The organism is Kitasatospora sp. NPDC050543, from assembly GCF_044457565.1.
GTDB lineage: Bacteria > Actinomycetota > Actinomycetes > Streptomycetales > Streptomycetaceae > Kitasatospora.
On sequence record NZ_JBITGZ010000062.1, the window covers coordinates 1 to 16,658 of the forward strand.

Consider the following 16,658-nt stretch of genomic DNA (forward strand, 5'->3'; position numbering starts at 1 on the left):
CGGAGTTCGAACGGATCATCAGCGAGGCACGAGCCGGTCGCCTGAACGAGGGACTGGCTGCATAGGAAGGCCTCTACGAAACCAGGGGATTGACACCGTCGACCGCTGGACCTGGATCGTCATCGCCCAATGCCACGAAGTTAGGGCTTGCCGGAGAACAAAGCGTTGCTTCCCGTTCGGGGCATCGTTGTTGTGGTATGGGCATATTCGTGGAGATCGAGGCGTCGCTGACGGCGAAGTTCGAGGTGCTGTTCCCGCACCTGGATGAGCGGCAACGCCGTCTGGCAGCTGGGGCTGAGGCGCGATCGTTAGGGCATGGCGGGATCCGGGTGGTGGCTCGGGCTGCGGGAATGCGCGAGGGTACCGTCTCGCGTGGAGTGGACGAACTGGACGGCGCGGTGGAGCCGAGCGGTCGGGTCCGTCGGCCTGGCGGGGGCCGCAAGAAGCTGGCCGACCTGGACCCGGAACTGGTGCCCGCGCTCGGGGTCTACGACGTGTCGGCGAACACCGGCTGGGTCAACGTAGGCATCGACCACGACACCGCCGCGTTCGCCGTGGAGTCCCTGCGCCGCTGGTGGACCGCGATCGGCAAGGACACCTATCCGCAGGCCGGACGGCTGCTGATCACCTGCGACGCCGGCGGGTCCAACGGCTACCGGCGCAGGTCCTTCAAGACCGAACTCGCCGCGTTCGCCGAACAGACCGGCCTGGCCGTCACCGTCTGCACACTGCCGCCGGGCACATCGAAGTGGAACCGCATCGAGCACCGCCTGTTCGCCCACATCAGCATGAACTGGCGCGGCAGGCCCCTGACCAGCCACGAAGTCGTACTGAACTGCATCGCCGCAAGCACCACCAGCACCGGACTGACCGTCACCGCCGCCCTGGACACCAACAACTACCCGACCGGCATCACGATCGGCGACACACAGATGGCAGCCCTGCCGCTGGACCGCCACCACTGGCACGGGGACTGGAACTACACCCTGCGTCCCGAGAAACACTGCCGCGACGGCATCCCACCGGTCCCGCCCCAGCCTCGATCTTGCATGACGGCTCGTCAGCTCGGCTGGCGGGCCGTTTCTGCTTGTCCGGGCTGGGTCTCGACTTTCGCAGTTTTCGCAGGGTCGCTCGGGTGGGTGGGACTATTGGCGTTCGGCTCCTGGGTGCTTGGCGTTGGCCGTAGGGTGCGGCTGTGGATGAGTTGCTTGTTGCGCGGGTGCGGCTGCTTGATCAGCAGGGTCGGTCGGTGAAGGCGATCGCCAGGGCGACGGGGATGAGCGCCGGAGATGTTGTCGGGGTGCTGAATGGCGCGGCTGTGGCTTCGGGGTCGGGTCGGGGCGAGCCTCGTTGCTGGGTGAACGCCGGCTGGAGCCGCAGTGTGGATCTCGAGGGTGCGCCGCAGTGGATGGGCCTTGATCCCGGGGCTTCCGATGCGGAGGAGGTGCGGGGCCTGGTCGCGGTGCTCGTCGCCGCGGACAGTACGCGCTCGACGAAGGCGCAGGTCGCGGGGTTCCTGTTGGACGTGTGGTGTCTGGGGGTGAAGAACGCGCTTGCCCCGGAGTCGATGAGTGAGAGTCGGCTGGCCGGGCACCGGGGGCTGTACTTCAGCGCCTTCGAGGGGCGTGTGCAGGTTCCGGCCGACCTCGCGCGCGCTCTGGTTTTCGGGGCCGTCGCCTATGCGCGCGGCTTCGGGTTCGAACCCGAGGGGGAGCTCGCCGAGGAGTTCACGGAGGCCGCCGTGCTGCTCGGCGAACCTGCCGGACCCAGCCCGATCGGTTTCGGCCGGGACGGCAAGCCCTTCTTCGTCAACGGCCCCTACGACGATCCCGAGAAGGTGTTGCGGACGCTGCGGCGCGTGGTCGGCGACGACGGTTTCCACTTCGAGGTCGCCTTCCCCGAGCAGCCGTCGCGGCGGCGTCGCTTGTTCGGGCCGCGCCGGTAGCGGTCGGCGCACTGGAGCCGAACAGCGGTCTCCACCCGGGCGGGGCCGGCTGTTCGCGTCCGCGGCGGGCCGGAGCGTCGGCAGCATCGGCGTTTGTGGCGACCGCGCCTGGGGAGGGGAAGCCGATGCCCGCGAGTCCGATGGTGCCCGCGTCGCTGCTGGCGGTGCTGGGGAAGCTGTGCGTGTTCACCGCGCCGGGGTTCACGACGTTCACCGCGATGGTGACCGGGCTGGTTGCGCAGACTGGGGTCGGCACGGTGACCGGGATGCTGACCGGGGCGGGCCTGGCCCGTGCCTGGCCGCATGACCGGGCCCATGCCTTCTTCTCCCGGACGCGCTGGAACGTCGACATCCTGGGGATCATGCTGGCCCATCTGATCGTCAGAACGTTGCTGCCGCAGGGCGCGGCGATCACGGTCGCGGTCGACGACACCTTGTTCAAGCGGAGCGGGAAGAAGGTGTTCGGTGCCGCGTGGCAGCACGACGGCGCCGCCGGGGGCCCGAAGCCGATCGGGCGCGGGAACTGTTTCGTGGTGGTCGGGATCGTCGTGGAACTGCCGTTCCTCACTCGGCCGGTGTGCCTGCCCGTGATGGCCCGGCTGCGGCGGCCGAAGTCCGGATCGTCGAAGGTCGAACTCGCCGCGTCGATGGTGAGACTGCTGGCCGTGTGCCTGGACCGGCCCCTGCACGTGGTGGCGGACGCCGCCTACCACGGCAGGGCACTGCGCCACCTGCCCGGGGCGATCACCCTCACCACCCGGCTGCCGGCCGGCGCCGTGCTGTTCGACCTCGCGCCGCCGCCGACCAACAAGCGCGGCCGCCCCCGCCTCAAGGGTGTCAGGCTGGGCACGCCCGCTGAACTCGCGGCCACCGCCACGTTCACCACCACGCCCGTCGCCCGGTACGGCCGCACCGACCAGGTCCGGATCGCCGAGGTCCGCTGCCTTTGGTACGGCTCCTTCCACACCCAGACCGTCCGCGTCATCCTGATCCGCGACGAGGACACCACCACCGGCTACGACCTGGCCCTGGTCACCACCGACCTCGCCACTCCGGCCGCGGCGCTGGGCACGCGATACGCCTGGCGGTGGTCCATCGAGACCACCTTCGCCGAGGTCCGCACACTGCTCGGCGTCGGACAAGCCCGCAACCGCTCCGAGAACGCGGTCTGCCGCACCGTCCCATTCGGCCTGTACTGCTACTCGATCACCGTCGTCTGGTACGCGCTGCACGGCCACCATCGATCACGAGGCATCATCAGGGGTTCACGGTTGTTCACCCTGTCGGCCTTCCGCGTGACTTGTAGCTCCCGGATGGAACGGGAGCCCTTGAGCCTGGTGACCTGAGCTTCGCACCCCGCCGTTACCAGCGACGCACGTCAGGCCCGGGGACAGATCCTCGAACACTGATCCGTAACTACACCTTCGGCATTGCCGAACCTCCTTCAGTGATGCTCACTCAACTCGTGCGACCTCGTGTCGCACCCCGGCCTCCGAGTACTACGGAGCCTCCGCCCTGTCCGACGGCCATCAGCCGGCGATGGGCCTGCCCTCGGCCGGACTGGAGATCCGGCACGGAGGGCGACCGCGGACAGTTCCCACGTTCACCTTGGAGTCGATCGACGGGTGAGGTGCCCAGCTCTACCCCAGCAGCATCGCCACACCTACGCCGCAGACATTCAGCGTGGCCTCCCCACCGATACGTAGACTCGGCTTCGGAGTCGACCGCCAACTCGCGCCGGTCGTGCACTGCGTCCGGCCCAGATCCGCCAGGTTGGAGCCGGTGTCGTAATTACGGGGCGTCAAGCACTGGTTCCTCACGTACACCTTCCCGTCTCGCTAGCCGGACCCGAACCGTCTGGCAGTGCCAGTCCGTACCGACGTTGTCAGGGCTACTTACCGCCCGCCTCGGCATCCCCCGAGACGAACTGCCCCAGCTTCAGCCAGGTTGCTGCGACAGCCCGGCGGTGAAGGTCTCTCACCTCACTCGACTCCACGGCGCCTCGTGGCGCACCCACGAGGTACGACAAGCTCGCCGTCCGCTACGAGGCCACCGTCACCATCGCCGTCTTCAATGAGTGGCTCTGATCCTCATGGTCGGCCTGGACCAGCGGAAACGCGGTATCGCTGCAGGTGGCCGGACTTCTACCCTGTCGTCCATGCATCAGCCCAGACGGCGCGACCGACGCCTCGCTCGCCGCATGCCATCGGACCGGGCCCAGCCCCAGTCTTCGCAGCTCACGGTCGCCGACGTTGATCTGGTCCTGGTCGGCTACTTCTCGGCGAAGCAGAAGGACTTCGAAGCGCTCATGACGTCGGCGGCTGCAGAACTTGCAGCCCGGGGTGCTCGGGTCGTCGAGCAGATCGTTCAGCGGCGAGGCGTCTCGGACGGCGGTGTTCAGAAGATGGGCCTGCCCTACTCCTCGCGGACCCTGCTGAGCTACGGAAAGGTCCGCGAGGTAGCTCAAGCGTGCGACCAGGCGAATGCTGGCTTGGTGATCTTCCTGGCTTCGTTGACCGATCGCCAGAAGCGCGTGCTGACAGCAATGCTCGGCCGCCCCGCCGTGAGCCTCTATGACATCCTCCCCGCCGACTGACCGTTGTCTCGAACAGGGCTTATGAACAGGCCCTAGTAGGGTCGGGGACTGGAAACGGAGCATCAGCCACCGCGCCAGTCCCCGACCCTACTCAGGCCGGGCGGACCAGGCGGTTGTCGTGGGCGAAGACCACGGCCTGGATCCGGTCGCGGAGTTCGAGCTTGTGCAGGATCCGCCCCAGATGGGACTTCACGGTCGCCTCCGCGAGGTACAGCGCGGCCGCGATCTCGGCGTTGGACAGGCCGCGGCCGACCTCGACGAGCACCTCGCGCTCACGGGCGCTCAGCCGGTCCAGCCGCTCGTCGCGGACGGCGGCGCCGCCGTCGTCGGGCAGGTGCAGACGGAAGTCCTCCAGCAGGCGCCGGGTGATCCGCGGGGAGAGCACCGCGTCGCCCGCCGCGACGTTGCGGATCGCGGTGAGCAGCTCCTCCGGCCTGGTGTTCTTCAGCAGGAAGCCCGAGGCTCCGGCGGCGAGACCGGTGAAGGCGTACGCGTCCAGGTCGAAGGTGGTCAGGATCAGCACTCTGCTCTGCGGGGAGACCTCGACGACCTGTCGGGTCGCCTCGATCCCGTCCGTCCCGGGCATCCGGACGTCCATGAGGACGACATCGGGCCGCAGCTCGCGGGCGAGGCGGACGGCCTGGGCGCCGTCCGCGGCCTCGCCGACCGGTGTCATGTCGGGCTGGGCCTCCAGGACCGTGCCGAAGGCCATCCGGAGCAGCGCCTCGTCGTCGGCGATCAGGATGCGGATCGTCATGCGGGGGCCGCCCCGCCGCCGTTGAGGAGGAGTCGGGTACGGACGCCCCAGCCGCCGCCCGGAAGGGGTCCGGCCTGCAGCGTCCCCCCGTAGGCGGCCGCGCGCTCGCGCATGCCGGGGATGCCGTGGCCGGGCGGTGCGGCGGCGGGCCGCGCCGGGCGGGGGCCGCTGTCGGTGACGGCCACGCCGACGGCCTGGGCCGAGCACTCGATTAGGACCGTCGCGCGGGTGCCGGCGGGTGTGTGCTTGAGGGTGTTGGTCAAGGCTTCCTGCACCAGACGGTAGACGGTGAGTTGTGCGGTGGCGGGGACGTGGGTGTGGCCGCCGCGGACCTCCAGGCGGGTCGGCAGCCCGGCGGCGCCCATCTGGTCGGCGAGGGCCTCCAGCTGGGCGATGCCGGGCGGCGGGTGGCGCTCCGCGTCCCGCTCGCCGGTCCGCAGGACGCCCAGCGAGCGCCGCATGTCGGTCAGCGCCTGCCGGCCCGTCTCGGAGATCTGCAGCATCGCGGCGGTGGCCCGGTCCGGGGACCTGTGCTGGGCGTAGACGGCGGCGTCGGTGAGCGCGACCATGACGGACAGGTTGTGGGTGACGATGTCGTGCATCTCGCGGGTGATCCGGGCCCGCTCCTCGGCGACGGCCAGCCGTGCCTGCTGCTCTTGGTGCAGCGCCAGCCGTTCGGCCCGTTCCTGCACGGCGGCGAGGTAGGCCCGGCTGGTCCGCACGTTCACCCCGAGGACGGCGGCGGCGGCGACCGTCGCGGAGAGCGCGACGAAGGGGGTCAGGAACGCGCCGTCCGGTGCCCAGCGCAGGCAGGCCAGCACGGCTCCGCCCTCCACGACGGCACCGGCGAGGAGCGTGCCGCGCCGGCCTGTGTGCGCGGCCGCCGTGTAGAGGGCCACCAGCAGGGCGATGTCCGCGGGCAGTTGGACGTCCATCAGCCACTGGACGATGGCCGCGGCCGCCACGGCGCCGAACACCGCGAGCGGGGCCCGGCGCCGCCACAGCAGGGGGAGCGTCAGGGCGGCGGTGAGCGCCGCGGCCACCGGCAGCTCCCGCGCCGGGTAGGCGGTCACGACGTTGAGGAGGAGAAGGATCGGCAGCGCCGCGTCCCACACCAGGGGCGGTACCCGGTCCCGGTGGCGCACCGTCACACCTCCCCGTCGATCGGTCGTCGTGGCGGCCCGACCGGGACCGTCAGCGCGTACAACCGGAGCCTAGGCCGTGGGGGCGGCGGCGCGCATGAGCCCACCGGCCGACCGCACCCTGCCGGGGTACGACCTCAGGAGGAGGCCCACCACCTCCCGCGGTCGCAGAGCGGCTGGCGGACGGGCGTGACCGGTTGCCACTCCGGTCGCACCGCGGCCCGCCCGGGTTGCGACCGGAGTGGCAACCGGCGGCGACCCGGGACCGATGCGGCGGCGCGGACCCGGCGTCGAGCATGGCCGGGTGACCGAAACCATCACGGGGCTGTCGATGTCCCTTCCGGAAGTCCTCGTCCTGCTGGGTGCCCTCGCGCTGGTGGCGGCGCGCTGGCTCCCCCCGGCCGCCCGCCGGCCCGTCACGATCGGGGCGGGGGCGGTGCTCGTGGCGTCCGCGACCGTGCTGGGCGTGGTGGGGGTCCGCTGGCAGCTGCTGCCGGTCCTGGCCGGCGCCGCCCTGGCGTCGGCGTTCGCCCTCCCGCCCCTGCTGCGACGCCGTACCGGCCGACCGGCGTGGCGGGCCCGCTGGTGGCTGGCCCTGCCGGGATCGCTGGCCTGCGCCGGCCTGATCGCCATTGGCCCGGTGGCGGCCTGGGCCTTCCCCGTGCCCGAGTTCCCCGAGCCGTCGGGCGGCTTCGCGGTCGGCACCCGGGTGGTGCAGTGGACCGACCCGCTCCGCCCCGAGAGCTTCACCGCCGATCCGGACGACCGGCGCACGGTCGTGGCCCAGCTCTGGTACCCCGCACAGAAGAGCCCCGCCGGCACCCAGCGGGCCCAGTACCTGGGACGCACGGAGCAGGAGGCGCGCACCGTCGCCGAGGCCCTCGCCGGCGGGGTCGGCCTGCCCGGCTTCCTGGTCGACGGCGTCCCGCGGGCTCGCAGCCGTGCGGTCGTCGACGCCCCGGTGGCCGGTGAGGGAGAACGGTTCCCGGTCGTCCTGTTCTCCCCGGGGTCGGGCGGGGTGCGGACCCAGAACACCGCCTGGGCGGAGGAGCTGGCCAGCCACGGCTACCTGGTCGCCGCCCTCGACCACCCGTACGACTCCGCCGTCGTCGTCCTCGCCGACGGCCGCACCATCCGCGCCACGACCGCCTCCAGCGGGGACCGGGACCGGGACGAGGAGCTGGCGGCGGGCTGGACCGCCGTCCGGGCCGCCGACCTCGGCTTCGTCCTCACCCAGCTGGAACGGCTGGACCGGGGCGAGAGCGCCGAACCGCTGACCGGACGCCTGGACACCGGCCGCGCCGCGGTGGCCGGCCACTCCCTGGGCGGTGCCGCCGCCCTGCAGGCGGCCCGGCAGGACCGCCGGTTCGACGCCGTCGTCGACCTGGACGGCTACCCCCACGGCCCCACCGCGCCCGCCCTCCAGCAGCCGGCGCTCGCGCTCACCCAGGAGATCACCGCCGGCACCGACCCGCGCTACCTGCCCCGCCTCACCGACGCCCTCGAGCACAGCACCGCGACGAGCTACCGGCTTGCCGTCCCCGGCGCCGGGCACCTCACCTTCATGGACGGCCCGCTCTACCTGCCGCCGGTGCCCTCGATCGTCGGCACCCTGGGCCGCACCGAGAGCCCGCGCGTCGTCGCCGGAGCCACCCTCGCCTTCCTGGACGCCGTCCTGCGAGGCCGCCCCGGCGACCCGGCCGAAACCCTCCGGGCCTACGGGAAGGTCTACACGGTCTCACCATCAGGGGCTCGGGGAACTGCGAGGCTGACCCCGTGATTGGCCGAACACGCGCGTAAGAAGGTGTTGGGTAACGGGTGATCACTCGTTCTTGAGGTCGTCGGCGAGGCGGCGGGCTGCTTCGGTCTCGATGGGGCCGCGCGGTTCGATCTCCTCGCCGGCGAGGCGGGCGGCCATGAGGCGGGTCATGGCGACTTTGATCATCGCTTCGGCGTGCGCGGTCTTGCGCTCGTAGTCCGTGCCAACCGTCTGCACCGTCCCAGCCAGGAGAATGTCCGCTCGACCACCCACCTGCGGGGCAGCACGTGGAAGCCTTTCACATCCGCATTGCGCGGCGATCTCCAGGTTCTCGTGCTCGGCCGCCCAGCCGACCAGGCCGGCATCGACCACGTTGACGTAGCCGCCGTCGACCAAGACCAGTCCGACCTGCGGAAACAGGTCCCGGATGCCGGTGAGGACCAACTTCGCGCCCGCCCGATCCTGCACCGAGGCCGAGTGCACGACCGCCCGCAGCACGAGCCCGCCGGTGTCCACCAGCAGGTGCCGCTTTCGGCCCCGCACCCTCTTGCCCGCGTCGTATCCGATCGCCTGGCCGCCCTGGTGACTGCGGGCCGACTGCGAGTCCAGCACCGCCGCCGAAGGCTGCGGATCCCGGCTGGCTTCGTTCACTTCAAATGGCAGCGTATGTTCGTCCGTTCGGGCAGCAGTTGGTGATCTTGAGGCTCATGGTTGTTCACGAGAAATAACAGCAGCAGTATGGCGCCTGCGCTCGTGAGGGCGGTGGGGCGTGGCGCTCGCTGACATGTGGAGATCAGTCGGTCTTGTCAGCGAGCCGGTGGGGTGAGGGCGGTGCGGTCGAACGGGCCGCCATGTGAGGCGGCGTACGTGACGGCGTCGTTGACGGCATCGAGGCCGAACGACCGGACCCGTTCGGGGGCGAGGTCCAGGGTGCCGGAGGCGAGGAGCCGGATGATGCCGACGTTCGCCGTACGCGGGTACATCCACTGGCCGCGCACGGTGATCGAGTGGCGCATGATCCATGGGTACGGGAGTGCGAGGTCGTCGCCGCCGAGCATGCCGACGCCGCCCATGAGAACGACGCGGCCGTACTCGCGCACGGTCATGGCTGCCGTGCGCGCCGCCGAGCTGGGTGCGCTCGGCGGTAGTAGGTCGATCACCATGTCGATCGGGCCGTCGCCCGCCGCGGACATTGCCGCGCGGTCGCCGACCTCGTCCCCGGTCAGCGGGACCGGGCGCACACGCGGACCGAACCGGTCAGCGAGAAGGTCGAGCGCGGCCCGGTTGCGGCCCGGGGCCACCACACGGCCCGCCCCCATTGCGAGCGCGACCGCGACCGCACTGCTGCCGAGGTTGCCGGTGGCCCCGCTGACGAGCAGCGTCTCACCGGCTGCGGGCCCGCCGGCCAGCAGCCTGCCGTAAGGGATGACGTGCACGCCGAGCGCGGCCCAGCGGGCCGGGTCGTCCCCCGCCGCTGCGGGCAGCGGGAAGACGTTCTCCGTCGGGACCCGCATGAGCTCGGCGAACGATCCGTCGTGCAGGTACCGGGCAAGCCGCGCGCCGCCCTCGCCGCGCGAGCTCCAGCCCTGGAGCGTGATGTCGGGCGTCAGGGCGTCGTCCCGCGAGCGCACCGTGGAGTCGCACCACACCAGGTCGCCGGGGCGCAGCCGGGTGGCGTCCGGGCCCGCGTGGACGACCCGTCCCACGCCGCCGATCCCGGGCACGACGGGAGGGACCAGGGGGTAGTTACGCTCGCCGCTGAAGACCTCGGCCGCGTACGGGGCCACACAGGTGGCGAGCACCTGGACCACCACCTCGCCGCCGTGGGCCTCGGGGTCGGACACCTCCCGCACCGAGGGTGGAGCACCGAACTGGGTCAGTATTGCTGCTCGCACGTGATGACCTCCGTGTTCGTCCGTGTTCGTCGCGATCGACACTAGGAGCCCGGCGGACATGCGGGAAGCGACGATCGCGCATCCGTGGTATGCGTATGCCGCATGGACATCTCCAGCACGGGCCTGCGGGTCCTGCGACAGATCGCCGAGTCCGGCAGCTTCACCGCAGCAGCCACCCGGCTACACCCAGTCGGCGATCTCACGCCAGGCCGCCTCCCTCGAACGAAGCGCTGGCACCGCCCTGTTCGAACGCCGCCCCGACGGAGTGCGGCTCACCCCCGCGGGTCTGACCATGCTGCGCCACGCTCGCACGATCCTGGACTGCCTGACGGCGGCCGAGCGCGACCTCACCGGCACCGTCCCGCGGACCGAATTGGTACGGCTCGGACTGTTCCTGAGCGCGGGCGCGGCCATCCTGCCTCCCTCGCTCGCCCGCCTAGCGGCAACCGACCCACAGATCACGGTCACGACTACCGAGGGCACCACACCCACCCTGATCCGGGCACTGCGCGCGGGTTCGATCGACCTCGCCGTGCTGACGTCCCGCCCACCCCACCGGCCCTTGGACGGCGAGTCGCCGCGCCTGCACGTCGAGACCGTTGCGGACACCGAACTGGTCGTGGCGGTGCCTTCGACCGGAGAGTTCGCCGGCCGCACCGCGGCGCACGTCGGCGAACTGGTCGACGCCCCGTGGATCGCCACCCCGGCATCGAACTCCGAGCCACTGCTCGGCGTCTGGCCCGGTCTGCCCGGACGGCCGCACATCGTCCACTGCGCACGCGACTGGCTGACGAAGCTTCAGCTGGTTGCCGGTGGCTTCGGGGTGACAACGGTGCCCTGGCTCTCGCCGATGCTGCCGCCCGGGGTGAGCCTGCTGCACGTCGAAGGCGCACCTCCCGAGATCCGCCGGGTTCTCGTGGCGCGACTACCCGGCCGTCCAACCCCAACGATCACGGCCGTCACCCGAGCAATCACCTCGACCGCCTGATACGTGCTGCCAGGGCTGTCGGCGTCGGTGCCGTAGCCCGCCGAGGGCGCACACCAGCAGGTGTATCTCAGCAGTGACCAGAGCCCTTTCAGCAGGAGCACCCCACTGCTGCCCAGCAAGTACCCCGGTGAGGTAGAAACTCGGGTTCTGGGTCTGGGCGCCTCCCAACCCCGTGAACAGCTGACTTCAATACTCGTGATTAAAGCCAACTGGTGCACCGAGAAGTGCTCTCCCCTGCCGCGAAGACGCTGCGCAGCGCGGTGCCGGTCCAGCGGTAGGGGGCGGTGGTCAAGCGCGACGCCTGCGAGGGCATCGCCGACCAGGGCACCGTCCGTATCGTCCACGTCCACTGCGCGCACCGCCCACCGCGGGCCGCCGCCGAGCAGGACGCCGTCGCCTCGACCCGCCGGCGGGCCCCGCAGTGGTCCTGCCGGTGGCCGGTACGCCCGCACCGCCGCTCCCACTGCATGAACCCCGCCCTGCACGCCGACGGCGGCTGCACCCACGAGGACCGCATCATCCCTCCGGTGGTGAAGGGACCGGCCGACAAGCCACTGCGGCTGAGGGAGACGGTCAACCTGTGGGACTCCCAACCGGAAGCGGAAGCAACCCGCTGATACGGGCCGGTCACGAGCGGCGCCACCAGGAGCCGCCGCGCTTCGCCTCGGCGGCCGCAGCGTCGGCTTCGGCTTCTGCCTGCTCGCGCTCGACCTCCTCCCACGCCTGCCGGTCGGCGGCAGCCGGCGCACAGCCCGTCGTCGCCCCAGGTGCCGGCTCGCTCGTGCTCGGACCACCGCTCGTTGGAGAACTTCGCCTTACAGCGGGTGCAGGTCGGGCGGCGCCGCTCGCGTTCCGCCTCCTCCCGCTCCCTCTCCCGGGCCTGCCCGGTGTGCCGCAGCCGGTCGCCGTCCGGGTTGTCGAGGGCGTCCCAGCCGGGACGGCCGAACCGGCGCCAGATCGCGGCGCCGGCCCCGCGGCGGCGCAGCAGCGGGAGGGTGGTGGCGACGACGGGCAGGGCGCGGTGGTGGTCGCGGGCCGTGATGCCCTCGGTCCGGTAGGGCGGCGCGTACCAGGTGGGCTCGGAGGCGGCCTCGACGTCGTGGATGCGGCGCAGCAGCCGCTGGTGGTCCCGCTTGGCCTTCTCCCTCTTCTCTTCCGGGGTGGGCGGCGGGGTGCCGGGCCGGCGGGCGCGCTTGCGGCCCGCTTCGACGACCCGGCCGGTCGGCAGGTAGAGAACCGACCACAGGCGCAGTTCGTGGGTGCGGGCCCTGTTGCGGCGCAGGGAGGCCTCGAACGTCCTCTTGGTGGTGCCCTTGGCTGGGAGCTGGCACCAGGCGCGGTAGGTGACGAGCTTGGCCACCAGCGTCCCTGTGCCCTCGTTCTCCCGGTCGACCTCGACCAGCAGCACCGGCACCTTCCCACCGGGGTCGCGCAGCACCAGGTCCGCGAAGAGCGAGCGGCGGCCGGGCAGGGCGTGTTCGACCTCGGTGGAGAAGGCGCCCAGGTGCCCGATCCCGGCCTTGGCGAGGAGGCCGGCGACCGGCGGCGACGTCCAGGGCGTGCTCGGAGTACGCGGTCTGACCGAGCCCCTTGTCCGACCCCTTGACCAGCGTGTTGTCCCGCCCAGTTCGCCCCGGTCAGGTCCCTTGTCCTCCCGGTATGTCCGCGACAGGGATCACCTCCGACACCGGGGCCGACAGGCCACCCTCAGGCACACCAGGCTTGATCCGCCGTTGACGACAAGCCCACCGGCCGTCAACGCGCTCTCATCCGATGCCAAGTGGAATCCAATAGAGCTTTCCGATATATCCGGCAGGAACCCTTCCGCCGGTTCCCCTGAAGCTGATGCTGACATCCGCTTCGTCACCCTTGCGGAGCAGAATTGAGGAAGTTTCCATGCCAAATGAAGGAACAGTAGCCCTCCCTTCCACTCCATTCACTTTGAAAGTCGGAATGAAATCAATTCCAGAGCCCCCCTCGTTGGAATTGAATGAATTCAGGACGAGCATTCCATAGCTCTCGGCTTTATAGTGCGCCCTCCAGGTTCCATTGCTGAGGTCTTGAATCAGTGTCGGACCCTCGACGGGTCCGTTCAAGGTGATGGATCCGTTGACGGTGAGGTTGCCGATGTCGAGGTCGGGCTTGAGGACGGTGACCTGGGCGGAGAGGATGCGGACGACGGGGTTGGTGGGGTCGCCGGTGGTGGCGCGGAGGTAGAAGGTGGTGTCGGATCTGATGCCTTCGAGTTTCAGGCTGGTGCGGTTGGTGACGTCGCGGTTGACGTCACCGTAGAGGAGTTCGTAGGTGGCGTTGGCGGAGCGTTCCCAGCCGAGGTGGACGTCGCCGCCGTTGGGGATGATGGAGGGCTCGCACAGGAAGTTGCGGAGGTAGAAGTCGGCGGGGAACTTGCCGAGATTGAAGACGGTGGGCCGGGTCTTGAACGCCTTGGTTCCGGTGCGGGAGCGTTCGGTGACGGTGACCGGTGCGGTGCCGACCTTGCGGCTCATCGGGATGTCGGACAGCTGGATGGTGAAACCGTTGTCCGGGCCGATCGGCGCGTGGCTGGCGGCGGGCGCGAAGACGAACTCCTTGGCGGCGGCGTCCAGGCGCACGGTCCAGCCGGTGAGGCTGATCCGCGGGCTGATCTTCGCGAGGTCGGTGGCGAGGTCCGGCGCCATCGCACCCGCCGGGACCTTCACCTTGATCCACTCGACATCGGCCGGGGTGCCGCTCTGCCGGGCCACCGAGATGACGATCTCCCCGATCTCCTCGGGGGCCTGCGGGTTCTCAGGTGAGGCCTTCAGCGGGCTCGGGGTGGTGGTGACGGTGTACGACAGCAGCGGATCATCATCCGCAGCGTCCGTGTCCACGCTCTGGGTCTGTATAACCACACTCATGTGGTGCTCCTTCGGGATTCGGGTCGGCACCGCCCGCGGGGCGGGGCTGGGGTGGTGGTGTCAGTGGCCGGTACGGGTGTGCGCGACGGCGTCGTGGAGGGAGAGGAAGCCGGAGCGGATCTCGGGTTCAGCCAGGGGGAGGTCGTACTGGTCGGGGAAGGCGGAAGCACTTGGGCGGCCAGCGGCGGGTCCGACGTGTCCACTGCGACGAGAGCCAACCAAGCAATCACCCAGAGCATCTACATAACTACACTATGTGCCCGGTTTGACTGAAAGACGGTGCGCGAAGTTCACGGCGGGCGACAGCGCCCACCCGTTCGGACTTCGTGGATGCGGCGCAGTAGCCGCCGGTGGTCCCGCTTGGCCTTCTCCAGGGGCGTGCCCGTGTCCAGGGGAAACGGGCGGCTGCGGCCGCCCGGCCTACCAGCGGGCGACGTGCTCCCGCAGCAGGGCGAGGGCCCCGGCGAACCCCGCGGCGGCGCAGGGGTTCTCCGCTGGCGGCGTCAGCAACGATGCTGCTGTCGATCAGGGGACCGGGGCGGCGGGTGCGGTGCCGACGAGCGCGGCCGGACGGCGGCGGCGAGTCCTGGTGGGAGTCATCATGCCGGAGGCTCCGCCCGCTTCGCCGGACCCGACCCCCCGAACGGACCAGCCCCGGCCATCCGCACCGGTCGCCGACCGCTCGGGCGGGCAGACTCACCAGCGCCCTGGAACGAAGCTCACCACCGGGCCGGGGACACTCCCCATCCCAGGTCGGCGGCGGTGCCCAAACTCACCGCAGGTCGGCGGCACGGGGGCCCGACCGGGAGTGCGGCGGGGTCAGGAGCGGCGCCACCAGGAGCCGCCGGCCTTCGCCGCCGCGGCGGCGGCTTCCGCGTCGGCCCGCTCGCGTTCCGCCCGCTTCTGCTCGGCCTGCTTGGACCGGCAGTCGTCGCACAGCCCGTCGCCCCAGCCGGACCGGGCCCGGTTCCACTCGCTGTCGGTGAGGTCGAACGGACCGGCTCAACCAGCCGGACCCGCCTCAGCACATCCCGGACGGGAATCACCAGATGAGGGGGAGCTCCGATGTCAGAGAAGCTGCGGATCGTGGGCCTTGAGGAGCATGTGGCCCTGCCGGTCCTGCTGGACGCCTGGGCGAAGGCAGGAGTGCCGCAGATCCCGCAACTTGGCTTCGGCGACGCCCCGGTCGCGCGCCGGCTGCGCGATGTCGGCGAGCAGCGCCTGACCGACATGGACGATCAGGGCGTGGACGTCGCGGTGCTGTCCCTGGCCACACCGGGCGTGCAGAACCTCGCGCCAGCCGACGCCGTGAGCGTTGCGAGGGAGGCGAACGACGCGCTCGCGGAGGTCGTCAAGACCAACCCGCAGCGGTTCCAGGCACTTGCGGCCATCCCCACGCCCTCGCCCGAAGCCGCCGCGGCGGAACTGGAGCGCGTCGTCGGGCAGCTCAGATTTCGCGGCGCGATGCTGTACGGGCGCACGGGCGACAAGCCGGCCGACGCACCGGAGTTCGACGACCTCTACGCCACCGCCGAGCGGCTGCGGGTGCCGCTGCACTTCCACCCGCAGACCCCGGTGCAGGCGGTCCAGGAGGCGTACTACTCAGGACTGCCCCACGGTGTGGGCCCCGCTCTCGCGACCGCAGGGCTGGGCTGGTACTACGACCTGGGCGTGCAGTACCTGCGAATGATCTTCTCCGGCGTGTTTGACCGCCACCCCGACCTGCAGGTGATCGCGGGGCACTGGGGCGAAGTCGTCCTGTTCTACCTGGACCACGTCGGATTTCTGCAGGAGATGGCGAAGCTGGAGCGGCCCCTGGCCGACTACTTCCGCCAGAACTTCTGGGTGGCGGGCAGTGGCACGGTCAGCGAGCGCTACCTGCGGTGGACAGCGGAGGTCGTCGGAACCGGCCGCATGCTGTACTCGACCGACTACCCCTACACATTCGGCCTGCGGCCCGACGGCTTCCCCTTCGTCGACACCAGCGGCGGGGTCGCCCGGTCGTTCCTCGAACAGGCGCCTTTCACCGCCGAAGAGAAGGCCGCCATCGGGTCCGGCAACTGGGAGCGGCTGACCGGTCACGTCGGACTCAGCCACGCAGATGGCCTCTCATCTGCTGTGGTCCGGCGTCCTCACCCGCGTTGAAGGAGCGGCCGCTGGACGCCGTGGCCGCGGTGGGCCTGGCGGTGGCGGCGTGAACGGTCCGGCGGGACGCCGGGTGCTGGCGGTGGGCGCGCACATCGTCTTCGACGGGCGCACCTGGCAGGTGGTCGGTGTGGAAGGGCAGCTGGTGCGCCTGGCCGGTGGACACGGCGAGGTCGCGACGGTGCTGGCCGGGCACCTGGTGACGGCACCCGACTTCGCGGTGACCGGAACGTGACCGGGAGCCGGGGTGCCGCAGTGGGGACTGTTCCAGACCGTGCTTGTACGCGAGCAGGAGAAGGCGCTGGCCTGGCAGCGGCACATCCAGGAAGTAGCGTACGGGCTCGTCGGCGGCGAGGGCGCGGCGGGCGTTGCCCGGCCGCAGTACGACCCGAAACCATCCCATGACACCAACACCGACCCGGCAAACACCACCGTCATAAGAAGCCGTTGTCGTACCGATGGTGGGACGTGTCGATCGAACGGGAGTCTCGTTCGGGTGATCGTCGGCCGGTCGGCGCATGGGGGTAGGGCCTC

Annotated in this window: 11 protein-coding genes and 4 pseudogenes; 9 read left to right on the forward strand and 6 right to left on the reverse strand. The window is 70.8% G+C overall.

All coding sequences use genetic code 11. The features are described 5' to 3' along the window. Positions 1–197 precede the first annotated feature (197 nt). From ACIBH3_RS34865 to ACIBH3_RS34880, 4 genes and pseudogenes are all read left to right on the forward strand, one after another. Positions 198–1,037 (forward strand): annotated as a pseudogene (locus ACIBH3_RS34865) (ISAzo13 family transposase); the annotation flags it as partial. 158 nt (positions 1,038–1,195) lie between these two features. Then, positions 1,196–1,945 carry a hypothetical protein gene (locus ACIBH3_RS34870; protein WP_396316146.1) on the forward strand — a complete coding sequence of 250 codons (750 nt, stop codon included), beginning with the start codon at positions 1,196–1,198 and terminating at the stop codon, positions 1,943–1,945. Between the two features lie 125 nt (positions 1,946–2,070). Then, positions 2,071–3,291, forward strand: a complete 1,221-nt coding sequence (locus ACIBH3_RS34875) for a transposase (RefSeq protein ID WP_396316147.1) — start codon at positions 2,071–2,073, stop codon at positions 3,289–3,291. 812 nt (positions 3,292–4,103) lie between these two features. Continuing rightward, on the forward strand, positions 4,104–4,541 hold the full coding sequence (locus tag ACIBH3_RS34880) for a hypothetical protein (protein WP_396316148.1): 438 nt from the start codon (positions 4,104–4,106) through the stop codon (positions 4,539–4,541). Positions 4,542–4,632: 91 nt separating this feature from the next. On the opposite strand, the gene ACIBH3_RS34885 is transcribed toward ACIBH3_RS34880, so the two are convergent. Then, positions 4,633–5,298 carry a response regulator gene (locus ACIBH3_RS34885; RefSeq protein WP_396316149.1) on the reverse strand — a complete coding sequence of 222 codons (666 nt, stop codon included), beginning with the start codon at positions 5,296–5,298 and terminating at the stop codon, positions 4,633–4,635. Then, on the reverse strand, positions 5,295–6,449 hold the full coding sequence (locus ACIBH3_RS34890; RefSeq protein ID WP_396316150.1) for a sensor histidine kinase: 1,155 nt from the start codon (positions 6,447–6,449) through the stop codon (positions 5,295–5,297). The genes ACIBH3_RS34885 and ACIBH3_RS34890 overlap by 4 nt, the downstream gene beginning before the upstream one ends. A gap of 259 nt (positions 6,450–6,708) precedes the next feature. On the opposite strand from ACIBH3_RS34890, the gene ACIBH3_RS34895 reads away from it, so the two are divergent. After that, positions 6,709–8,220 (forward strand): alpha/beta hydrolase family protein, encoded by a 1,512-nt coding sequence (locus ACIBH3_RS34895; RefSeq protein WP_396316151.1) that lies wholly within the window; start codon positions 6,709–6,711, stop codon positions 8,218–8,220. 42 nt (positions 8,221–8,262) lie between these two features. Here ACIBH3_RS34895 and ACIBH3_RS34900 read toward each other — a convergent pair. Both ACIBH3_RS34900 and ACIBH3_RS34905 read right to left on the reverse strand, forming a co-directional pair. Next, positions 8,263–8,835: pseudogene (locus tag ACIBH3_RS34900) on the reverse strand (IS5 family transposase); the annotation flags it as partial. Positions 8,836–9,005: 170 nt separating this feature from the next. Next, a complete protein-coding gene (locus ACIBH3_RS34905) occupies positions 9,006–10,094 on the reverse strand; it encodes an alcohol dehydrogenase catalytic domain-containing protein (RefSeq protein WP_396316152.1) in 1,089 nt (362 codons plus the stop codon). A gap of 102 nt (positions 10,095–10,196) precedes the next feature. On the opposite strand from ACIBH3_RS34905, the pseudogene ACIBH3_RS34910 reads away from it, so the two are divergent. Beyond that, positions 10,197–11,082: pseudogene (locus tag ACIBH3_RS34910) on the forward strand (LysR family transcriptional regulator). 199 nt (positions 11,083–11,281) lie between these two features. Here ACIBH3_RS34910 and ACIBH3_RS34915 read toward each other — a convergent pair. Both ACIBH3_RS34915 and ACIBH3_RS34920 read right to left on the reverse strand, forming a co-directional pair. Continuing rightward, positions 11,282–12,520: a hypothetical protein gene (locus ACIBH3_RS34915; RefSeq protein ID WP_396316153.1), complete on the reverse strand. Its 1,239-nt coding sequence runs from the start codon at positions 12,518–12,520 to the stop codon at positions 11,282–11,284. A 328-nt stretch (positions 12,521–12,848) separates the two neighbouring features. Continuing rightward, a complete protein-coding gene (locus ACIBH3_RS34920) occupies positions 12,849–13,979 on the reverse strand; it encodes a hypothetical protein (RefSeq protein WP_396316154.1) in 1,131 nt (376 codons plus the stop codon). A gap of 1,086 nt (positions 13,980–15,065) precedes the next feature. Between ACIBH3_RS34920 and ACIBH3_RS34925 the strand changes: the two genes are divergently transcribed. From ACIBH3_RS34925 to ACIBH3_RS34935, 3 genes and pseudogenes are all read left to right on the forward strand, one after another. After that, complete coding sequence (locus ACIBH3_RS34925; RefSeq protein ID WP_396316155.1) at positions 15,066–16,124, forward strand: amidohydrolase family protein; 1,059 nt, start codon at positions 15,066–15,068, stop codon at positions 16,122–16,124. A 49-nt stretch (positions 16,125–16,173) separates the two neighbouring features. After that, entirely contained in the window at positions 16,174–16,359 is a 186-nt protein-coding gene (locus tag ACIBH3_RS34930) for a hypothetical protein (RefSeq protein WP_396316156.1), read from the forward strand. 12 nt (positions 16,360–16,371) lie between these two features. Beyond that, positions 16,372–16,658: pseudogene (locus ACIBH3_RS34935) on the forward strand (hypothetical protein); the annotation flags it as partial.